Source organism: Klebsiella sp. Shm-1 (genome assembly GCF_040804525.1).
Lineage (GTDB): Bacteria > Pseudomonadota > Gammaproteobacteria > Enterobacterales > Enterobacteriaceae > Klebsiella > Klebsiella pneumoniae.
Window position 1 is genome coordinate 2,947,373 of sequence record NZ_CP161823.1, and the last position, 19,735, is coordinate 2,967,107.

20 protein-coding genes and 2 pseudogenes are annotated in these 19,735 nt (G+C 51.2%); 12 read left to right on the forward strand and 10 right to left on the reverse strand.

Annotation, left to right across the window (positions count from 1 at the left end; all coding sequences use genetic code 11):
* Positions 1-311: 311 nt before the first annotated feature.
* The 8 genes from AB1E37_RS14530 to AB1E37_RS14565 all read right to left on the reverse strand — a co-directional run bounded on the left by AB1E37_RS14530 (position 312) and on the right by AB1E37_RS14565 (position 6,369).
* Positions 312-2,393, reverse strand: a complete 2,082-nt coding sequence (locus AB1E37_RS14530) for a DNA cytosine methyltransferase (protein ID WP_273665807.1) — start codon at positions 2,391-2,393, stop codon at positions 312-314.
* Positions 2,390-2,647: a hypothetical protein gene (locus AB1E37_RS14535; RefSeq protein ID WP_023279098.1), complete on the reverse strand. Its 258-nt coding sequence runs from the start codon at positions 2,645-2,647 to the stop codon at positions 2,390-2,392. The genes AB1E37_RS14530 and AB1E37_RS14535 overlap by 4 nt, the downstream gene beginning before the upstream one ends.
* Positions 2,647-3,015, reverse strand: a complete 369-nt coding sequence (locus tag AB1E37_RS14540; RefSeq protein WP_071003301.1) for a DUF977 family protein — start codon at positions 3,013-3,015, stop codon at positions 2,647-2,649. The genes AB1E37_RS14535 and AB1E37_RS14540 overlap by 1 nt, the downstream gene beginning before the upstream one ends.
* A gap of 7 nt (positions 3,016-3,022) precedes the next feature.
* Entirely contained in the window at positions 3,023-3,772 is a 750-nt protein-coding gene (locus AB1E37_RS14545; RefSeq protein ID WP_110219130.1) for an ATP-binding protein, read from the reverse strand.
* A 2-nt stretch (positions 3,773-3,774) separates the two neighbouring features.
* Positions 3,775-4,662 (reverse strand): hypothetical protein, encoded by an 888-nt coding sequence (locus AB1E37_RS14550; protein WP_177334457.1) that lies wholly within the window; start codon positions 4,660-4,662, stop codon positions 3,775-3,777.
* 17 nt (positions 4,663-4,679) lie between these two features.
* Positions 4,680-5,474 (reverse strand): ParB/RepB/Spo0J family partition protein, encoded by a 795-nt coding sequence (locus AB1E37_RS14555; RefSeq protein ID WP_273665803.1) that lies wholly within the window; start codon positions 5,472-5,474, stop codon positions 4,680-4,682.
* A gap of 128 nt (positions 5,475-5,602) precedes the next feature.
* Positions 5,603-6,139, reverse strand: a complete 537-nt coding sequence (locus tag AB1E37_RS14560) for a toxin YdaT domain-containing protein (RefSeq protein ID WP_032436025.1) — start codon at positions 6,137-6,139, stop codon at positions 5,603-5,605.
* A gap of 2 nt (positions 6,140-6,141) precedes the next feature.
* Entirely contained in the window at positions 6,142-6,369 is a 228-nt protein-coding gene (locus tag AB1E37_RS14565) for a YdaS family helix-turn-helix protein (RefSeq protein ID WP_032436024.1), read from the reverse strand.
* A gap of 104 nt (positions 6,370-6,473) precedes the next feature.
* Here AB1E37_RS14565 and AB1E37_RS14570 point away from each other — a divergent pair, with 104 nt between their 5' ends.
* Positions 6,474-6,869: a helix-turn-helix transcriptional regulator gene (locus tag AB1E37_RS14570; protein WP_032436023.1), complete on the forward strand. Its 396-nt coding sequence runs from the start codon at positions 6,474-6,476 to the stop codon at positions 6,867-6,869.
* A gap of 189 nt (positions 6,870-7,058) precedes the next feature.
* Positions 7,059-8,666 (forward strand): SIR2 family protein, encoded by a 1,608-nt coding sequence (locus AB1E37_RS14575; RefSeq protein WP_032436022.1) that lies wholly within the window; start codon positions 7,059-7,061, stop codon positions 8,664-8,666.
* Between the two features lie 829 nt (positions 8,667-9,495).
* Here AB1E37_RS14575 and AB1E37_RS14580 read toward each other — a convergent pair.
* Positions 9,496-9,726, reverse strand: a complete 231-nt coding sequence (locus AB1E37_RS14580; RefSeq protein ID WP_156838936.1) for a hypothetical protein — start codon at positions 9,724-9,726, stop codon at positions 9,496-9,498.
* Between the two features lie 292 nt (positions 9,727-10,018).
* Between AB1E37_RS14580 and AB1E37_RS14585 the strand changes: the two genes are divergently transcribed.
* From AB1E37_RS14585 to AB1E37_RS14620, 8 genes and pseudogenes are all read left to right on the forward strand, one after another.
* A complete protein-coding gene (locus AB1E37_RS14585) occupies positions 10,019-10,210 on the forward strand; it encodes a YebW family protein (RefSeq protein ID WP_004179600.1) in 192 nt (63 codons plus the stop codon).
* Between the two features lie 8 nt (positions 10,211-10,218).
* Positions 10,219-10,374: a YdaE family protein gene (locus tag AB1E37_RS14590; RefSeq protein WP_012967861.1), complete on the forward strand. Its 156-nt coding sequence runs from the start codon at positions 10,219-10,221 to the stop codon at positions 10,372-10,374.
* A 137-nt stretch (positions 10,375-10,511) separates the two neighbouring features.
* Positions 10,512-13,610, forward strand: coding sequence for a RecE family exodeoxyribonuclease (locus tag AB1E37_RS14595; protein WP_117028513.1), 3,099 nt, complete (start codon positions 10,512-10,514; stop codon positions 13,608-13,610).
* Positions 13,573-14,732 (forward strand): annotated as a pseudogene (locus AB1E37_RS14600) (RecT family recombinase). Before AB1E37_RS14595 ends, AB1E37_RS14600 begins: the two are co-directional and overlap by 38 nt.
* 34 nt (positions 14,733-14,766) lie before the next feature.
* On the forward strand, positions 14,767-15,111 hold the full coding sequence (locus tag AB1E37_RS14605; RefSeq protein ID WP_080851496.1) for a hypothetical protein: 345 nt from the start codon (positions 14,767-14,769) through the stop codon (positions 15,109-15,111).
* Positions 15,104-15,565, forward strand: a pseudogene (locus tag AB1E37_RS14610) (DUF550 domain-containing protein); the annotation flags it as partial. The gene AB1E37_RS14605 and the pseudogene AB1E37_RS14610, both read left to right, overlap by 8 nt.
* 146 nt (positions 15,566-15,711) lie before the next feature.
* On the forward strand, positions 15,712-16,020 hold the full coding sequence (locus tag AB1E37_RS14615; protein WP_080851493.1) for a hypothetical protein: 309 nt from the start codon (positions 15,712-15,714) through the stop codon (positions 16,018-16,020).
* Between the two features lie 7 nt (positions 16,021-16,027).
* Entirely contained in the window at positions 16,028-16,267 is a 240-nt protein-coding gene (locus AB1E37_RS14620) for a DUF4060 family protein (protein WP_004892750.1), read from the forward strand.
* Positions 16,268-16,487: 220 nt separating this feature from the next.
* Here AB1E37_RS14620 and AB1E37_RS14625 read toward each other — a convergent pair whose 3' ends face one another.
* Positions 16,488-17,705 carry a site-specific integrase gene (locus AB1E37_RS14625; protein ID WP_023300902.1) on the reverse strand — a complete coding sequence of 406 codons (1,218 nt, stop codon included), beginning with the start codon at positions 17,703-17,705 and terminating at the stop codon, positions 16,488-16,490.
* A 146-nt stretch (positions 17,706-17,851) separates the two neighbouring features.
* Between AB1E37_RS14625 and sapC the strand changes: the two genes are divergently transcribed.
* Both sapC and sapD read left to right on the forward strand, forming a co-directional pair.
* The gene (gene sapC, locus AB1E37_RS14630; RefSeq protein ID WP_004151901.1) at positions 17,852-18,742 is read left to right on the forward strand and encodes a putrescine export ABC transporter permease SapC; all 891 of its coding nucleotides are present in this window, start codon (positions 17,852-17,854) and stop codon (positions 18,740-18,742) included.
* Entirely contained in the window at positions 18,742-19,734 is a 993-nt protein-coding gene (sapD, locus tag AB1E37_RS14635) for a putrescine export ABC transporter ATP-binding protein SapD (protein WP_004140266.1), read from the forward strand. Before sapC ends, sapD begins: the two co-directional genes overlap by 1 nt.
* The last annotated feature ends 1 nt before the right edge of the window (position 19,735 follow it).

Consider the following 19,735-nt stretch of genomic DNA (forward strand, 5'->3'; position numbering starts at 1 on the left):
GTCCTACAAGCCCCTATTTTCAAAAGAGATTATCGAAATTGAAAGTTTGGGAGTTTTGTTTAACTTTCATGGCTAACGGAGTTAAAAGCTTTGCGCGGTTGTCGACGGCATATTTTGTGTATCGTACAAGCCCCTATTTCACTCGAGCAAATGGAAAAGGCCAATTTCAGAATTTAATTAATTTCAGATGCATTGGTGTAGCAGAAAAAACTACTGAGTCATAAGATGCACATTTTGTGTAGTGTGCAACCCCCTATTTACCAGGACAAAAAAGAAAACCCGCCAGCGCGGGTTGAATTGATAGAAGTTTATTAAGCAGCCATTCCCTTCTGTTGACATAGATCCGGCAGATTGGCCCTAACCAGCGCCTCAGCGAACGGGGGCGGAACGGCATTGCCGCAGCGTGCAACCTGCTTATCCTTCGCATACTTCACCCCGCGGTAATCCCGATCGATGATGTACCACTCCGGAAAGCCCTGCGCCCGGTACAGCTCATGCGGCTGAAGCATACGCATGCCGATATCAACGATTCGGTAAGTTACCCCGGCGATTTCCACCAGCCCGGTACTATCGGCTCCGCAGTACTCTTTCAGGAACGCTAACACCTGTTGCGCGCGCTCTTCGTCGTAATGCTCAACAGCGAGAGTGGTTTCAACTTCCCCGACGTGCTGACCACCAGCGGTAATGGTCGGCATCGGTGCATCAGTCCGCTGTCCGTCACGGCAAGTACCACGTAACTTAACTAGGTGAGAAGCAATAACGGCGTGGTGATTGCCAGTTGTAACCGTATGCGCAGGAGATTCCACGGAACCGCCAGGATGCCCGGTATTGTTCACCATAAGATGCGCCGCAACTACTGCATGATGGTCAACTGTCGTCACTGCATGTGTCGGTTCATCCAACCCAACACCGGGTCCGGTGTAATTTCCTCCGTAGTGCTTCGCCAGGAACGCGCTCACCGTCGCGAATTTGTTTCCGCCGGCGGTAACAGTACCCAGAGGCTTGTCCAGTTGCAGCACGCGCGGCTCCTGCCCTGGGCGCTCGCCATATCCCATCTGAATCAGCGTCGGCGTCACCAACTGCGATTTGCCGCCACCGCCCGCCGTGATAGTTGCATTTGGTACGTCCGCCCGGTGGCCGATGCTGGCTCCAAACTGGCGGGCAATGACTGGCGCCACAATGCAAGCCCTGGACTCTTTCAGGATGGTGTGAGCAGGTTGATCAAGCGGGCGCGGTTTAGCCTGGTATTCGCTGCCACCGTTGCCAGCGAGGAACGGGACAAGGCCCGCCTCAACAATCCCCAGCGCATGACCATTCCCGCCCGGGCGCTTGGACGTGCCAGCCGTCACCGTTGGTACCGGTTCGGTAACTGGCTGCCCGGTGGCGCCGTTACGAAACTTTGTCAGGTGTGGTACTGCGACCGCAAAACCGTGGGTTTTCGTAATCGTCTGCAGCGGTTCAGAGAGAGCCTGCCCCCGGAAGCAATCGTATTTGCCTTTAGTGGTAGTGTGATTGCACTTCACGATAAACGGCGACGCGCTCTCGATAACAAAGCGTTGGATGCCGCGCGCGATCCGCTTCAGCGTATTCTCTGCCAGAGACTTTTTGCGGTTGAAAATGCTTGGCGCTGGAATTGACCAGTCGATGCATTCTGCAGCTGTGCGCCATGGTGCCAGTTTGCCAGAAATCACCGCCGGCGATTTCGGATCCCCGTGAGTAGCTGCCGGCCAGACTATCGGCTGCCCGTCCCGTCGCATAACCATGAAGAAACGTTTTCGGATAGTTGGCGCGCCGTAGTCGCAGGCGCGCAATTCGCGATAATCGACGTCATAGCCCAGCCCGGTAATCAAACGCATCGCCTGTTCGCTATCCGTCGATAACTCCAAAAATTCGCAGCATTCCAACAACGCAGGGTGATCCGCAGGAACTCCGGATGTCAGCATGCCGACGAATGCCAAGAACGTTTCGCCAACGCGGTCCGGATCCGGACGCATTTCCGCCGCCAGTAGTGGCCCCCACGTTTTAAACTCTTCAACGTTCTCAAGCATCATTACCCGCGGGCCAACATCCAGCGCCCAACGCAGAACAATCCAAGCAAGCCCACGAATCGCTTTTTCAACTGGTTTAGCCCCTTTCGCTTTGGAAAAGTGGCGGCAATCCGGGGAGAACCAGGCCAGTCCGACACGGCGGCCGGCAGTCGCAACCTTAGGGCGAACCTCATACACAGATTCGCAATAGTGCAACGTATCAGGGTGGTTCGTTGTGTGCATAGCAACGGCGTTGGGGTCATGGTTAATCGCAATATCAACGCTGCGCCCAATCGCCATCTCGATGCCCGTGCTCGCCCCGCCGCCGCCGGCAAAGTTATCAACGATGATTTCGCTCTCTCTCACACGTATTTCTCCATGGCGCAGGCCAGCGAACGGGCCGCGGCGATAATTGACGGTACCGGCATTTTTTCGAGCCACATTCTGTTGATATGGTGCTGCAGTCGTTGCTTGTGGTGCGCCTGGAGAATCCCGGCGCTTTCAACTTGAGACAGAACCATTGCAACCTCGGCGGGCCAAACGGTTTCAGGAACATCCACCAGCAACAACTGCTCCAGCTCCAGAATTCGCTTACAGGCATATTCCAGTGAAGGATCCACTATTTCACCTCCTGCGGGGCGGCTATCGGTTTACCCGCAGAAATTACTTCTTGCACATCCAAAACGCGCTGAAATACAGGGCTGCCAAGCAGGCTGTAATTCATCCCAACAGCAGCTTTCGGCACCAGGCCAAAACGCTTCATGTCAAAGTCGATGACAGCCCGATGATCGCGGAACAGCCCCAAACGACCATGCCGGACAACCTCGCCAGTCGCTTCTGCTTCGGAAAAATACCGTTGGACAGTAGCGCGGCTCAGCCCCAGCTTTTTCATTGCCTCAGTGGTCGTTAGGCGCCCCTGATGCCTGGTGATCCGAATCACTGCGCGGACGTACTCTCTCCGCTCAACTGCTGATAATGCTCTAGCCATACACACCTCACTTAACGACACGCAAATGGCGAACGTTTTTGCGATAGCTGTCCCATTCAAAATTCACCCACATACCGCCGTCCATCTGGAGACGGTCAAGGATCCGCATACCCAGTGTTTCCTTCAGCGATTCATAGTTCAGGTTGGTTAGGATGCCGACAGGTCGCATGGAGGACAGCCGGCGATCGATAACCTGATTCAGGATGACTTTTTCACCGCTGCTTCCGCGCTGAATACCCACCTCATCCAGAATAAGCAGGTCCACATGGCACAAATCGTCCAGCAATGACGCCTCTGACTGCCCGCCGTCATAACATTCCCGAACACGCAGCATGAGATCCGGAATGGTTACCACCAGCACAGAGCGGCCACCAGCCAGCAGGTGATTTCCGATTGCTGCCGCCAGATGGTTTTTCCCGGTGCCCGGCGCTCCGCTGAATACGAAACTCGCAAACCCAGAACCGAAATGCTGCGCGTAACTTTTCGCCATCGAGAGCGCCCGACGCTGGCCATCCGACTCAACCTGATAGTTCGCGAATGTGCAGCCGCGGTGCAGATCCTGAATTCCTGCACGTCCAAAGATTTTCTCTGCACGTGCTCGCTGGTTTTGTTTTTCCAGTTCCACACAGCGCTTACGGCCTTCTTCGGCTTGCCAGGCACGCCATTCATCAACGCTGCCGAATTTTGGCTGAACGCCAGGGGGAATGAGTTTTTTCAGTCGCTCCAGTGCATTCCCGGTACCAATCATGTTTTTCATCGCTACCCCCTGAATCCCGATGGGATGGTTTTGTCAGGTTCCGAAATCTGATTGGGATCTCGTGCGCCTGGCGCCTGCTGAATCGCCCACGGTTCGCTGAAATGCATACCAGGGCCAAAAAACGTTTTCGCCTGTTTCACGTACTGCGTGTTGAGGATTCCCTCGGCTTTAACGAAAGCCGCGTAACGCACCACTCCTGCGAAGATTTCCGCCGCAGTGGTTCCATCCCTGATTCGGGCATTCCAGGCTTTGAAAGCATCTGACTTGCTGTTTCCCCCTGCCCGCTTGGGATAAACCGACCAGACCTGCTCGAAATCATTCGGGTATATTTTTTGGGGATCAGGTTTATCGCCTTCGTCTTGGTTCTGATCGTCTGGGGGTGTGGCGAAGCCATGCCCCGAACTATCTTCTTCCTGATCCTGTTCCTGCTCCTGATCCTGTTCCTGGTTAAGGAACGGTTCGAGAACCCTTTCGGAACCCTTTAGTTTTGCGATGCCGATGTGGGATATTGCCGAGGCTAAAACCCGCGCCAGCTCTGGCTTAACCGTAGATGTGTCCGGGACCTGATCAAACAAACGCAGTGCTGCAATTCCCTGGTTTGGGTTTTCAACTGAATTCCAGGTCAGAAAGTTACGAATTAGCACCCATTTCGATGACGAATCGCGCGTTGCGAAACCGTTAGCCGATAGCTCATCAAACCCTTTCGAAACCCTTTCAGGAGTCCATGCTAAGTCTTCCGAAACATATCCATCAGGCAGCCGGAAACACCCAATCATGTTCGTGTGTTGCCCGGTGAGCAGGTACAGCGCCAGCAACCTGGCATCATCCGATACCCGGCGCATTCCATCGCTTATCCAAAATGATGTATGCACCTTGCCGTAATCACGCATAGAGACCCCGTTGTTGCTTAAACTGGTGTGTTTTCATCACCAAGCACCCACAGCAAAGCCGCTGCGTATTCGCCGCTGGCGGTTTGAAGTTGCTGGGTGATTTCCTTACGGGATTTGAGACGCGGCTTTGTGTCTCCGAGGACAGCGCGCTGTCGGCGAGCTTTCTCGTGGCCAGTTACACCCTCTGCCGCTGCCTCTAACTGTTTGACCGTTTCCCGTTGCTTTTCCGGTGGCAAATCGACCAACTGACGCGCTTGAGTGACAGTGACTTTTCCTGCCTCAACCGCCGCCTGGACGGCCTGCGTAGCATCCAGTAGAGCCACGGTTGCCTGGACCGTTTTTACGCTGCAGCCAAATAGCAGGGCAATGTCATTTTCGTCATGACCGTATTCCATCTGCTGAACCATTTTTTTGGCCCGGCCCAGTGGGGTATCTGGTTGCGCTATCTCGTTTTCGCTGACCATGTATTTGGCCATTTGAATGGCTGAGCCGCGCTTAGCTATACCGGGTACCGGCCAGGGTTCCAGCCCTGCCCGCTTTCTCCTAGCGTTTGCTTCCATAGCGTTCTTTACGCGCTGCCGACCTGCAACCACGCAGGTTTTCCCTGTCTCCGGGTCCTTCCACACGATAATCGGTTCGAGTACCCCAAGTTCCATGATGTTGAGGATCACAGCTTCATTAAGCGGTAGGTGTACTCGTTCATCGTAAAGCGGGTGTGTTGTATCGGTCACCAGATGCAGGTTTTCCGGTTCGAAAAACAGGACGTTGCTTTTACCGCTGGCGCCGTACGCGTCGATCGAGTTTTTAGCCATGGGCGCCCCCATTATTGAAATTCAGTTGGTTCGTGTTCATAATTTCCCCTGTGAATTGATCCAGTTAATTCGCAAAGAAAGCCGTAGGTGTTGCAGCACCGCGGCTTTCACCTTTCTTAATTCCAGCATCACGTCACTCCCAGCATTGAAGTGACAATGGCCATCAGTGGCGCCGTTAACTCAGGGTCTATCCGGAACATCTCGACAATTCCCTCGCTCAGTTCTTTCAGCTTCTGATGGCGTGGAGCCCCCACAGCAACGGCAATCTTTGCTTCGCTGGTTTCTTTTTCCAGACGAGCCAGGCGGGACATAAAATTGTCTACGGGAAAAAGACGGTGGCGGTATTCCAGCGGAAGAACGGCCATGATCGCCGGTGTAAGAAGGCGAACATACTCGCGATAGCGCTCAGACTCGGCCGGGTTGTCCAGGTAGCGAAAAAGCTTTTGTCTGGCACGGCTGATGTCATCAGGAAAGTCGATCTCCCCGCCGCCCTTCTGCCGCCACTCACCGATGATGTGTGCCGACACAACATCCTGCCCTTCAGCTGCAGCCCAGGCGCGAACGGCGGAGCGAATAGCGTCGTGATCTGACTCTCTCAGCTGATTTCGCTTTATCAAAGTGCCGGTCTTGAATCCGGTATTTTGTTGAAAGGAGAGTATTTGCATGGTCAGCCTTCCTCTTTCGGTAGGCCGTCTGTTGGATTTGGATAAAGATCAGGGCGAAGTTCGTGAGGTGTAATGCCTGTAGCCTGAAAAATAGAGGAAATGCGTCCCTGAGGCACAAGCCCCCCACAACGTTTTTTCCAATGACTAATTGTCATTGATGAGACGTCCAATTTTTCAGCAAGCTTTGTTGCGTTACCGGCATTTTTTATGGCTTTCTCTAATGCATTCATAAGTGACTCCTTATAGTTTACGAATCAAATTAAACATTATGTTTATTTTAATGTCAACTTTATGAATGTTGTGAGCGTAAACATTTAGTTTAAAATCGTGATATATGAGAAAAAATACGCACCAAGCAGATAACCCGCAGGTTCAGCGGCTTAACGAAATCATTGAGAAGAAGCGCATATCAAAAGCTGATATCGCGAGGATCTGTGGTGTGAGCGCGCAGTCTGTTAACAACTGGTTTGTGCGGGGCGCAATAGGAAAAAGCTCTGCGATAAAGCTCGCGGATGCGCTTGGCGTCAGCCTTGAATGGGTTTTAGGCCAAGATGTGGGCTCTAAAGACGGATTGAGACCTGACGAGCGAAGGTTGCTTGAACTTTACAACCAACTGCCAAACGAAGAAGAACAACAGAACATGCAGCGGATCATATCTCTTCGGCTGAAGGAGCTCGATGAGCTGTACGCCAAGTACATGGGGCGGCGGATTAAGGGTGATGCTGAGTAACCGCCTCAGAGGTATAGACAGCATTCGTACTCAATAGTGGGCTGATGAGGTATTTTGCTTGTTCGGCAGCATGATACAAACATATAGGCAAGACGGTTATTTTTACTTTTCAACCCTATAAATACGGTATGTTTGTCTTAACTGATATAAAACACACAATATGCTTCGTTTAACTAGAAGGATTTTGATATGCCAAACCAACTTTTTGAATTCAAAAGCTACCCTATCGTATTCATTGGTTCAGGTATATCTAAAAGATATCTAAAAAATTACCCTACTTGGGAAGATTTACTAAATGAGTATTGGCAAAAAATAAATCCTGAAATAGATTTCTATAATTATCTTCTGACAATAAAAGAGAAATTTCGAGCCAGCATTGGCGATGATTCTGATTTAGATCATAAAATATACACCGAAGCAGCAACTAAAATAGAGAATGACTTTAACAAGCTTTTTACTGGCAACGCAATTAAACTTGAAGGGCTAGACGCAAAACGTGTGTTTAGTGAAAACATTTCACCTTTCAAATACTCAATATGTCAACGGTTCTCTTCTCCTACGCTTAAGGATGATGTAGACCTAGATGAATTAAACTCTTTCAAAGCACTATTAAAAAAAGCAAAAATGATCATTACTACTAATTATGATGCCTTTATAGAGCATCTGCTTAATGATCAAGGCGTCACCCCTAAACTATATATTGGAAATAATGGTTTCTTCGAAGACACCATCGGATGGTGTGAGTTATACAAGATACATGGAGATATCAAGGAACCGAAATCAATTGTAATTAGCGCTGAGGACTATGAGAAATATGATGATAGTGCAATTCTCATAAGTGCAAAAATACTATCGAATATGATTAAAAATCCAATTCTCTTTATAGGGTATTCGTTAACAGATAGAAATGTGAAAAAACTATTGTCAGACTTCTCATCACAATTACCAAAAGAAGATGGAAGGAAATCAGCTGAAAGAATAATTCTTATTCAACACAAACCAAATGAAGAGCAAGTAATCATAAAGCAAATCACTGATCAGCAACTTCAGGTTACTTACACCTCTGTTGAAACAGACAATTACAAACAGATTTATGATGAGATAAGCACTGTTGATGAAGGATTGTCTCCTTATGATGTTTTACGATATCAGAGAGCAATTAAGACACTTATTGTTAATGAAGGCGAAAAAGGCAATCTCGACACATTACTAGTATCTCCATCAGACTTAGATAAACTTGAAGAAAGCGTTAAACAGGGAAAAAACCTGGTTGTAGCTTTAGGTGATAAAAAATACGTTTTCACTCAAATAAAAGAACTTAATTATCTAGAGGACTATTTGTTTGAGAAAAATGAAATATCCAACAAGTTAGCAATTGAGTTTATCATTGATGCAAAAAATACAATAAGATTACCGTTTTCAAAGATTATATCCAGTTGCAACTTCCGTGATTTAAATTTGCAGCAAAAAGCATTAACTCGACTTAATCAAAGAATCGAGCGTCATGGTAACTTGGATAATATAATTAACTCTATAACATTAGATAAAGCAAATGCAGAACGAATCTTTACCACAATTACAGAGATAAAAAACGCAGGATTTAGCAAGCGAAAAGAACCAGTTGTCGTTATAAAAAATATTAGACACATAGATGTGCGTGAATTATCTGTCTATGTAAAAGAAGATATATTTTTACAATTTATATCATGTGATAATGAAAACTTAAAGACTGTTTATAGGAAATTGTTCTTAGCCTACGATTTGCTTATAAATGGTGATATTAAGAAACCTCTCTGAATAAAATCCCCGAATAGTAGTCTTGTTCGGGGCCTTTCGCCTTCCGCATGGTGGCGGAATGGTTTCTCTATGGTGAGAGAAACCGTGTGCACACCTCTAGCTTTGCAGATTACCTATTCAATATATTGGACATTATAAAAGTCTTGTAATTGTAAAACCCATATTATTCATAGAATTATGCTTCATGTATTTTAATGCAAATGTTGTAAACCTCAACATCGTTGCGATCATTCTTCCTCTTTAAGCCGTGCTTTTTACTAGCAATCATGTAACAACCGTTCATGACTACAAGCAGAACATGGATTCACCACAGGCGTAGCCAATATAAGTATACCATCCCCTCTGATTCCCTTTCCTATACATCCTTTGGCGCTCCCTTGGAATGACGTTGTCTAAGGTGCGCAGTTGAGTACATCCAATCCTGTCAGCGATGAAAGCTCGAACTCTATCCAACTCATCTCGCTCCACAACCATTCTAGCTGATGTTTTTTAAACCAATAACAGCATTAAAAACAGTCAACCCACCTCTTAAATCAATTGCATGTAAACCTTTTGTTTACTTAAAACAACTCATTTAGTTGACTACCGAGTAAACATTGTGTTTAATTATTCCATCGAAAAAAACCACCCAGGCATGGAGCCCACGAAGTAGCTGCCGGCGGCATACGAAACACCGGATGAGGTGGAGAGAGCAACGCGCAGTAGGTTTAAACGTTCCGCTGGCCGGCGACAAGGCAATGAGGGTGAGATGAGTAAGGTAAAGGTGGCGCCTATTGAACTCGAAATAGACGCCACGGAAGTAATCAATCAGGTCGAGGAACTACTGGGGTTACTTGAGCTTCCAGCCCGTTCCCTTGAAGGCATCCCTGAGGATGTCGTCAACCTGCTTTTTGACAACATCCGTCCCTTGCTTAACGACATCGTCCTTAGTGATTTCTCGACCACAGTTGGCACAACTGACGCCAACAAAGTTTGTCTCAAAGTCGAAATCATCGGGACGCTTGAGCATCTCGCTTCCGCAATCAGGGCAAGCAACTTTCATCGTTGTCAGTTTTGACATTTTTATTTCCTTGCTGGCTGTGTGAGAACTACCAGCATACCACCGAGCCTGAAGTGGTTAAAAGACAGGCATACATGAGGAGTTGAAATGAGCAAGCACGGTATAAGAACCCTGGTCATTTCAGCAGTAATTGGGCTCTTCATCTGGATCGCGCTTTTCTGCGCACTGAGGGGATTGTTTCTATGAATGATTTCGCACGCAAACCCGCTCGTCAGCAGGCTGTTCGTTTAAGTCCGCTGTCAGCTTTCATCCGCCGGGTGTGCTACATGCTCGCGCAAAAAGGAGACCCTTCATGAGCACGATGTTTGCCCTGGTTCTCACCGTCAGCATGCTGACGGGCGGTAATCAGGATGTCCTGCTCGGCGTTTACGACACTGAGAATGACTGCAAGGCAGCCGCAGAAGAGCAACACGTGAAAGCTGAATGTTATCCGCTGAAAGGTGTACTGGACGAGCATCCGGCCGGGTTCACGGTGCAAATGTAGGGGGAGGAATGCAGAAGAAATGCGGTTACTGCCGTAAAGCAATCGAGGGAAAGCCAGTGGTAAGCACCCTGTTGTACCTCCAGGGGAACCAGCTAGCACGGAAAGAAAAAGAGTATTGCTCTGAACGCTGCGCCTCTTACGACCAGATGGCGCACGAGAGCTAACGTAAACCCGCCGAAGCGGGCTGTACGTCCGGTGCCACCGACCAAAGTTACACCGGAAATTACCAAAACCAATGACCACCCTAAATGGGCGCTACCAATGGCCCGGGGGATTCTACATCCAAAATAGAGGCTATCACATGGAATATTTTTATCTGATAAAAGCGACTCAAAAATCGGGTAAAGCTGATGCCGTAATCTGGCGCACTAATAAATCAGAAGCCCGCGCTCTACTGCAGCTCGACGTCGATCTGGAAGACGCTGGGATCGAAACAGGCCGCGGCAAAGACTATCAAAAACCTATTCGCACCGATTTCCCGGTATTCAACGACCTGCCAGCGGAGGGTGTTCTCGATTACTCATGGTGCGAACGCTACCAGCTCGGCGACGATGGCCGCACCTGGACTCTTAAGCCAGGACTGGCGCCTGCTGATGTTCATCACGGCGATAATGCCGGAGTATCCTCTGAGGCCGTTACTGGAGAGCTGGTTGATGCCAAGACTACTGGCGACGCGGCACAAGATGAGACCGTGGAAACTTTCGGTAGCGATGAATACCAAGACGATTCAAGCGCGCTTTTTAACGTGGCAGAACTCCCCTTTCGCGCTCAGCTGCTGGCGCAGTATATGGCCGAAGAGAGTCACGTTTATCATATCAGCATGCCTCACCGGCAGGAGCTGTCAGTTCTGGAAATGGACACTGATAACGCAGCCGTCCAGGATCTGATTCTGGCCGCCGAGAATATCCCTGAAATCAAAAAATACGATATGCCGACGCTCTGGAAATTCACCAGCGCCAATAAAAAAGTCTTCCCGGAAGGGAAACGGCATGAGCTCGGCAAACGTATTCAGTTTGCAAAGCTGTGGTTCGCCACGAACGCGATCGACCGCGGCATTCTCACCAGGGAATGGGCTGCCGGTAACTGCATTTCTTCGGTTTTGAAAACTGATGCAGGAACTAATGCTGGCGGCGGTAATAAAACCGATCGCAACCCTGACTACACCCATACCCTTGATACGCTCGATGTAGAAATAGCCCTGGCCACAATGCCAATGGATTTCGATATCTACAATTTCCCGGCATCAATTCACCGCCGGGCCAAAGAGATCGTTCAGAAGAAAGAAAGTCCGTTCAAGGAATGGTCGGCAGCGCTGCGCAAGGTTGCAGGCATCCTGGATTATTCCCGCGCCGCGATTTTTGCCCTTATTCGTGGCGCCACCAGCGACATTCATCATTTCCCGGTAAGTCTGCAGACCTATATCAATGCGAACCTGACCGAGCATAAGCATGACGCCCCTTCTGCTGAGACTCTTGAAAAAGCTGGTCATGTTTCATCTGCCGCCGTCACTCTGGACGCTGTGAAAAAGGCTATCGATGGAGATGAAGGTGTGCCTGACCTGGAAACTCTCCCAACTGACTTTCAGGTAATTGGCACCGAACTGGTGAAAGAAGCTCAAAAGAAACGCCCTGACGCTAATCAGGTTCTGGCCGCCGAACGTGGCGAATATGTCGAAGGCATCAGTGACCCCACGGATCCGAAGTGGATAACCGAAGACCTGACCAAACCCAAACAGCCTGAAGTTTCAAACATGGGCAATGGTGTTTTTTCGATTGATGGTCTGATGGATAGCCAGCCAGCACCAGCACTTTCTATCGTGGACCAGGCGCGCCAGCGCGCTGCAGAAGAAAAATTACATCCAGCTAATTCCGGGGAAACCACCAGCGATGTGCAGATGGAAACGGCTCAGCCGGTCGAAGACGAAAATGATAATGCGGTATCAGCAGGCGAAGGCGCTGATGAGCCTCCTGCGCAAACAATTGCCGTGAACATGAGCAAAATACTGGCTGAACGCTGCCCGGATCTTACCGCCGAAGTGCTGAAAAGCCAGGTTTCAGAGAGTGCTCATAGCGATGAAGAGGAAGAGGCTGAACAAGCAGCGCCAGCATGGCCGGAGTATTTCGAGCCTGGTCGATATGAAGGCGTGCCAAATGAGGTCTACCACGCCGCTAACGGCATCAGCTCCACGATGGTTAAAGATGCCCGGGTATCGCTGATGTATTTCGAGGCGCGCCACGTATCCAAAACCATCCAGAAGGTGCGCTCTCCTGTTCTGGATATGGGCAATCTGGTGCATGCACTGGCGCTGCAGCCTGATCAGCTGGAAAAAGAATTCAGTATCGAGCCGGAAATCCCGGAAGGTGCCTTCACCACGACGGCGACGATCCGCGCATTTATCGACGAATACAACAACGGGCTTCCGGTTTTACTCAGCGCAGATGACATCAAAAGATTCCTGGAGGAATACAACGCGAACCTGCCCGCCCAGGTTCCCTTGGGTACATCAGTTGAAGAAACCGGCCAGGGTTATATGTCTTTACCTGCTGAGTTCCAGCGCATTGAAGACGGTCAGAAGCAAACCGCCACCGCAATGAAGGCCTGCATCAAAGAATACAACGCCACCCTGCCCGCCCAGGTGAAAACCATCGGTGGCCGCGATGCCTTACTGGAACAGCTGGCGCTTATTAATCCTGACATGGTTGCTCAGGAAGCACAGAAGGCGCAGCCCCTGAAAGTCTCTGGCACAAAGGCCGATCTGATTCAGGCCGTGAAATCGGTAAAACCGGATGCCGTGTTTGCCGACGAGCTGCTGGATGCATGGCGCGAGAACCCGGAAGGAAAAGTGCTGGTTACCCGCCAGCAGCTGGCTACGGCACTGGCCATTCAGAAAGCACTGTTGAATCACCCGACCGCTGGCAAGTTGTTGACGCACCCGAGCCGTGCCGTCGAGGTGAGCTATTTCGGCATTGATGAGGAAACCGGGCTGGAAGTTCGCGTGCGCCCTGACCTTGAGATAGACATGGGCGGCCTGCGCATTGGTGCGGACCTGAAAACCATCAGTATGTGGAACATTAAGCAGGAAGGCCTGCGCGCGAAGCTGCACCGGGAAATCATCGAGCGCGATTACCACCTGAGCGCGGCTATGTACTGCGAAACCGCAGCCCTTGACCAGTTCTTCTGGATATTCGTCAACAAAGACGAGAACTACCACTGGATCGCCATCATCGAGGCATCCGAAGAAATGCTGGAACTCGGCATGCTGGAATATCGCAAAGCAATGCGTGCCATCGCGAACGGTTTCGACACTGGCGAATGGCCGGCGCCGATTACCGAAGACTACACCGAAGAACTTAACGATTTTGATATGCGCCGTCTCGAAGCGCTGCGCGTACAGGCATAAGGGGGAACAGTCATGGAAAACACTAACATTGTTACAGCCGAACAGCAGGCACCAAACACCATTTCAGCTAGCAACGCGATCTTTAACGTTCAGGCTCTCGGTCAGTTAACTGCTTTCGCAAACCTTATGGCTGATTCACAAGTGACAGTGCCAGCTCACCTTGCAGGTAAGCCAGCCGATTGCATGGCCATCGTTATGCAGGCTATGCAGTGGGGCATGAATCCCTATGCAGTCGCGCAAAAAACGCATCTGGTAAACGGCGTGCTCGGATATGAAGCCCAGCTCGTCAACGCGGTAATCGCCAGTTCCAGCGCTATTAACGGTCGATTTCATTATCGCTACGGCGGCGACTGGGAACGTTGCACAAGGACGCAGGAAATTACCAGGGAAAAACACGGTAAAAATGGGAAATACAGCGTTACAGAACGGGTGCGCGGCTGGACTGATGAAGACGAAATCGGGTTATTCGTCCAGGTCGGCGCGATTCTGCGCGGTGAATCAGAAATCACCTGGGGGGAGCCACTTTATCTCTCTGGAGTCGTCACACGTAATTCTCCTTTGTGGGTTTCTAACCCGAAACAGCAGATCGCTTATCTGGGCGTCAAATACTGGGCACGGCTGTATTGCCCGGAAGTCATCCTGGGTGTTTACAGCCCGGATGAAGTTGAACAAAGGACCGAGCGAGAAATAAACCCGGCGCCGGCGCAAAGAATGTCTGTCGCAGAGATCACCAGCGGAACAGACATCACCACCAGCGCGCAGGATTCAGCTCTCAATATTGATTCCCTGGCAGATGATTTCCGTGACCGCATTGAGCGCGCCGAATCTGTCGATGCAGCAAAAGCCATCAGGGCGGATCTGGATAAAGAGAAAGCTGTGTTGGGCACTGTTCTTTTCACCGAACTGAAAGGTAAAGCCGTGCAGCGTTATTTCATGGTAGACGCCCGAAACAAAGTTGAGGCCGCCATAAATTCACTTCCTAACCCGGGGGATCCGGAAGCCGAAGAGTTATTCGCGAAGGCAGAAAGCACCCTGACCTCATCGCGCCGCCACCTCGGTGATGAACTGTATGACCAGTTCCGCATCACCTTGGACGACATGAAACCGGAATACGTGGGATAAGGGAGGCGGGAGGGTTCGCCCTCCCGGTAACGATATGAGCAAATCACTGAATGCACGATGCGTACGTCGCTGGGAAGTGGAATTCAAACCTTTTTGTGATTCAAAAGTTAACCCCTACTGGTGTAAGCGCGATCTGCGTGGGTATATCCGCGAAGCTGCGCTTACCACCGCTTACAGCATGGTCGAGAGCATGGCTGAACGTAACGCCAAGGTTGACTATGACGGCACAACTGATGGCTGGTCCCCTGAGTTCTCGGCATGGTATGACGAACGCCGGGAACAGTACCTCAAAGAAGCGCGTGATTACCTGGACGAAGAAGCCACAAATGACGAGATCGATGAAGAAATCCAGAACGAGCTGGAGGCCTGGAATGACTGATATCGCCACATTCACTAATGAGCAATTAATCGCCGTGTGCCGTGCTGACGTGGCGGAAATATCGAAGTTTTTAAAAGAGGGTGAATTCAGCAATCCGTCCCGCGCGGCCCTGTATTTGCGTATTACTGAAATCGCATTGGCAGCGCTGATGGGGGAGTTCTCATTTGCTCGCAATCAGGTTCGCCGCGAACACGCTGAATGGTCACATGCCACCTTCGGCAATGTTGGTCCGGCTGGCCCACTGAAACACCTCAGCATAGAAGCGCTTGAAGCTGCCGCGGAACCTAACGACCACAGCGAATGGGCTGATATGCAGTTCCTGATGTGGGATGCCCAGCGCAGAGCGGGAATCACTGACGAGCAGATTACCCAGGCGATGATCGATAAGCTCGCGGTAAATAAGGCGCACCAGTGGCCCGAGCCAATGGAGGGGGAACCTAGGATGCATTTACGAAGCGAAGACGAATCACTCAACGCCAGGCGCCGCCGTAATCGTGAATCAAATGCGCGCGCTCGCGAACGTGAAACGCCCGCACAACGCAAAGCCAGACTGGCGAAAAACAAATTGAGAATGGCTCTTCGTCGTAAGGGAGGTGCCAAATGAGCCTGAAACACCGCCTGCCCGAGCTGGAAGCCAGCATCGACCCGGCAGCATTGCGCGCAGCCGCCGACGAATATTCGGATCTGCTTCTGACTTTGTGCTTGTGCATGAAGATGGCCGGCCCCACCCGGGCGAACGTGCGCGCCTGCGCCAGCGAGCTTAAAAAACGCCTGACAACCTGGCACAGCCATAAAGAGCTCAATGCAATTCTGTCCAGTTGGGATCCCGTTGGCTATATTCTCGGCCTCCGCCGGGAAGCGAACGACAACGCGCGCGCAGCTGGCGATCCGGTTGATGTCTTTGTGTGAGGTGAATATGCGACTGATTAACCGAAGCAAACAATCACCGCTGGGCCGCCAGGCGTGCGATGCGGCACTGGCAAAACACGTTGAGCTTTATGGAGCCTACGGGCGACAGAAAACGAAAAGAACTTATACGGTGGTGGTTCAAGGCTCAAAGATCACTGTAGAAGTTGTTAACAGAAAAAGTAGCTATGTGGCCACAGCCATGAGCTGCGCGCGCCGGCTACACCATCTGCCTGGACAATGTAACTAAGGGGTTTTTATGACTAATACATCTCATAAATCAGATGAAATTTTGATAACCGATGACGTTCTGTCCAGATACAAAATATCGCGCAGCACACTCTATTTCTGGAGCACCCCATCCAGGATGCCCTCTTACTTTGCTCAGCCATTCCCGCAGCCTAAAATAAATGGCAGCCCTAAAAGGTGGAGACTTTCAGACCTGCTGGCCTGGGAAGATAACGTGGGGATCAAACCAGAGGCTGACCAACCAGCTTCTCAAGGTGATCCTGCCAAACAGCAAGCCAGTGACGCTGATCATCCAGATAATCATGCAGGTTATAACGTGCCATGACACCTGCCATATGATGGCCAAGCAGTTTTTCCACAACATGTGGCGGCGCACCTAATTCAGAAAGGCGTGTCGCCACTGTTCTTCTGAGGTCATGGAGAGACCAGGGCTTCATGCCTGTTTTAGCTATAATCTGAGCAGAAAACAGAGCGACGTTTGGTTGTAGAGGCGGTCTGTCATCTTCTGGCCCTCTGTAGCGTGACAGTGTCACAACGTGTTTTGAAACTGATGTTTCCTTCTCTGCTAACATCATTCTTACTACTGCCTCGGGAAGTGCCCTTCTGACCGATTTCCCGGTTTTATAATCGCTTGCCGGAATGGTCCACGTTTGCTCATGGAAATCGAACCACTCCCATCTTGCTGTTCTGATCTCTGTACTCCGGCAGCCAGTCATGATGAGAAACTTCATTATCAGTTGTTGTCGGTACTTCATTTCAGGAAGGATGTTCCAAACTGTTTTGATTTCCTCATCACTCAATCTGCGATCTTTTACGGATGCTGTGAGACCTACGTCAGAGCGCCTAAGGCTCTCAATTGGGTTCACATTAATTACCCCTCGATTGGAGCAGAAACGGAACGTACGCTGCATCAGCCCCAGCATCTGACCAGTGACAACTCTTCGCCCCATGCCATCAAAAAGGTTAAGCCAGTGTGCTTTAGTGGTCTGATCAACAATCATGTTCCCCAGCACAGGCGCTATATGGTTATTGAAGTCCCGCCGGTTAACCTTGATTTTCACAAGACCTTCAGGGATGCAGTAATACTTTTCCCAGTAATCGAAAGCCTCTTTAACGGTGAGTGCTTCGACTTTTTTCTGTTTCTCCAGAACTGTTTGCCGTCTCGGATCGAGTCCTTCTGTCAACCAGGCCCTGAACTGCTGTCTACGTTCGCGAGCTTGAGATAAGGAGGTGGTTGGATAATCGCCAATCGTTAGCTGAGCGGCTTTCCCGTTCCATCTGTAGCGGTAAAAGAATGTTATACTGCCGGAAGTAGACAACCGGACATTCAGACCATGAGCGTCCGATATGACCTCGATCTGGTCTCTCTTTTTGCCAAGAGCTTTTCTTAATTTTGTGTCGGTAAGCAATGTGTACACTCCGGAAGACGATATACACATCAGTGTACACATTTTACTTAAATTGATAACCTTCAAATCAATGCAGAACACACAAAATTAAAGCACTCTATGCTAGCAAGGTATTGGTATTAGCGGGATTTTTGAAAAGACTTAAAGCATGACTAACAAACTTAAAACGGATTCATATGCCCTACGATAGCGTTTATCTGGAAAAGCGTCCGCCCGGCGCGCTGCGCACCGTATGGCGTAAGTTCTATGGCGACACCACGGCGATGATCGGTCTGTACGGCTGCGCGGGCCTGCTGCTGCTCTGCGTCTTCGGCGGCTGGTTCGCCCCCTACGGCATCGACCAGCAGTTCCTCGGCTACCAGCTGTTGCCGCCGTCGTGGTCGCGCTATGGCGAAGTCTCCTTCTTTCTGGGAACCGATGACCTCGGCCGCGATGTGCTGAGCCGACTGCTGAGCGGCGCGGCGCCCACCGTCGGCGGCGCTTTTGTCGTCACCCTCGGCGCCACGCTGTTTGGTCTGGTGCTGGGTGTGATTGCCGGATCGACCCACGGCCTGCGCTCGGCGGTGATGAACCATATCCTCGACACCCTGCTCTCCATCCCCTCGCTGCTGCTGGCGATTATCGTCGTCGCCTTTGCCGGGCCGCATCTGAGCCATGCGATGTTCGCCGTCTGGCTGGCGCTGCTGCCGCGCATGGTGCGCTCCGTCTACAGCATGGTCCACGATGAGCTGGAGAAAGAGTACATCATCGCCGCCCGCCTCGATGGCGCCTCGACGCTGAATATTCTGCTGTTCGCCATCCTGCCCAATATCGCCTCCGGCCTGGTGACCGAGATCACTCGCGCCCTGTCGATGGCCATTCTGGATATTGCCGCGCTGGGCTTTCTTGATCTCGGCGCCCAGCTGCCTTCGCCGGAATGGGGAGCCATGCTGGGCGATGCGCTGGAGCTTATCTATGTGGCGCCGTGGACCGTGATGCTCCCCGGGGCGGCGATTATGCTTAGCGTACTGCTGGTCAACCTGCTGGGCGACGGTATTCGCCGGGCGATCATTGCCGGGGTAGAATAATGCCGTTACTCGATATTCGTCACTTAACCATTGAATTTAAAACCAGCGAAGGCTGGGTAAAAGCCGTCGATCGCGTCAGCCTGACGCTGACCGAAGGCGAAATCCGCGGCCTGGTGGGGGAATCCGGCTCCGGGAAAAGCCTTATTGCCAAAGCTATCTGCGGCGTGACCAAAGACAACTGGCGGGTCACGGCCGACCGCATGCGCTTCGATGACATCGACCTGCTGCGACTGTCGAACCGCGAGCGCCGGAAGCTGATCGGCCATAACGTGTCGATGATTTTTCAGGAGCCCCAGTCGTGCCTCGATCCCTCTGAGCGCATCGGCCAGCAGCTGATTCAGAGTATCCCCGGCTGGACCTACAAGGGCCGCTGGTGGCAACGGCTGGGCTGGCGCAAGCGCCGGGCCATCGAGCTGTTGCACCGCGTCGGCATTAAAGATCACAAAGATGCCATGCGCAGCTTCCCCTATCAGCTGACCGAGGGCGAGTGCCAGAAGGTGATGATCGCCATCGCCCTGGCCAACCAGCCGCGTCTGCTGATTGCCGACGAGCCGACCAACGCCATGGAGCCGACCACCCAGGCGCAGATTATTCGCCTGCTGACGCGGCTCAACCAGAACAACAACACCACCATCTTGCTGATCAGCCATGACCTGCAAATGCTCAGCAAATGGGCGGATAAAATCAACGTCATGTACTGCGGGCAGACGGTGGAGAGCGGGCCCAGCGAAGAGCTGATCACCCTCCCACATCACCCCTACACCCAGGCGTTAATCCGCGCGATCCCGGATTTCGGTAGCGCCATGCCGCATAAAAGTCGCCTCAACACCCTGCCTGGAGCGATCCCGCTACTGGAGCAGTTGCCTATCGGCTGTCGGCTGGGGCCGCGCTGCCCGTACGCCCAGCGCGAGTGTATCGAAACGCCGCGTCTTACCGGGGCGCGCAACCATCTGTACGCCTGTCATTTCCCGTTGAACATGGAGAAAGAGTGAA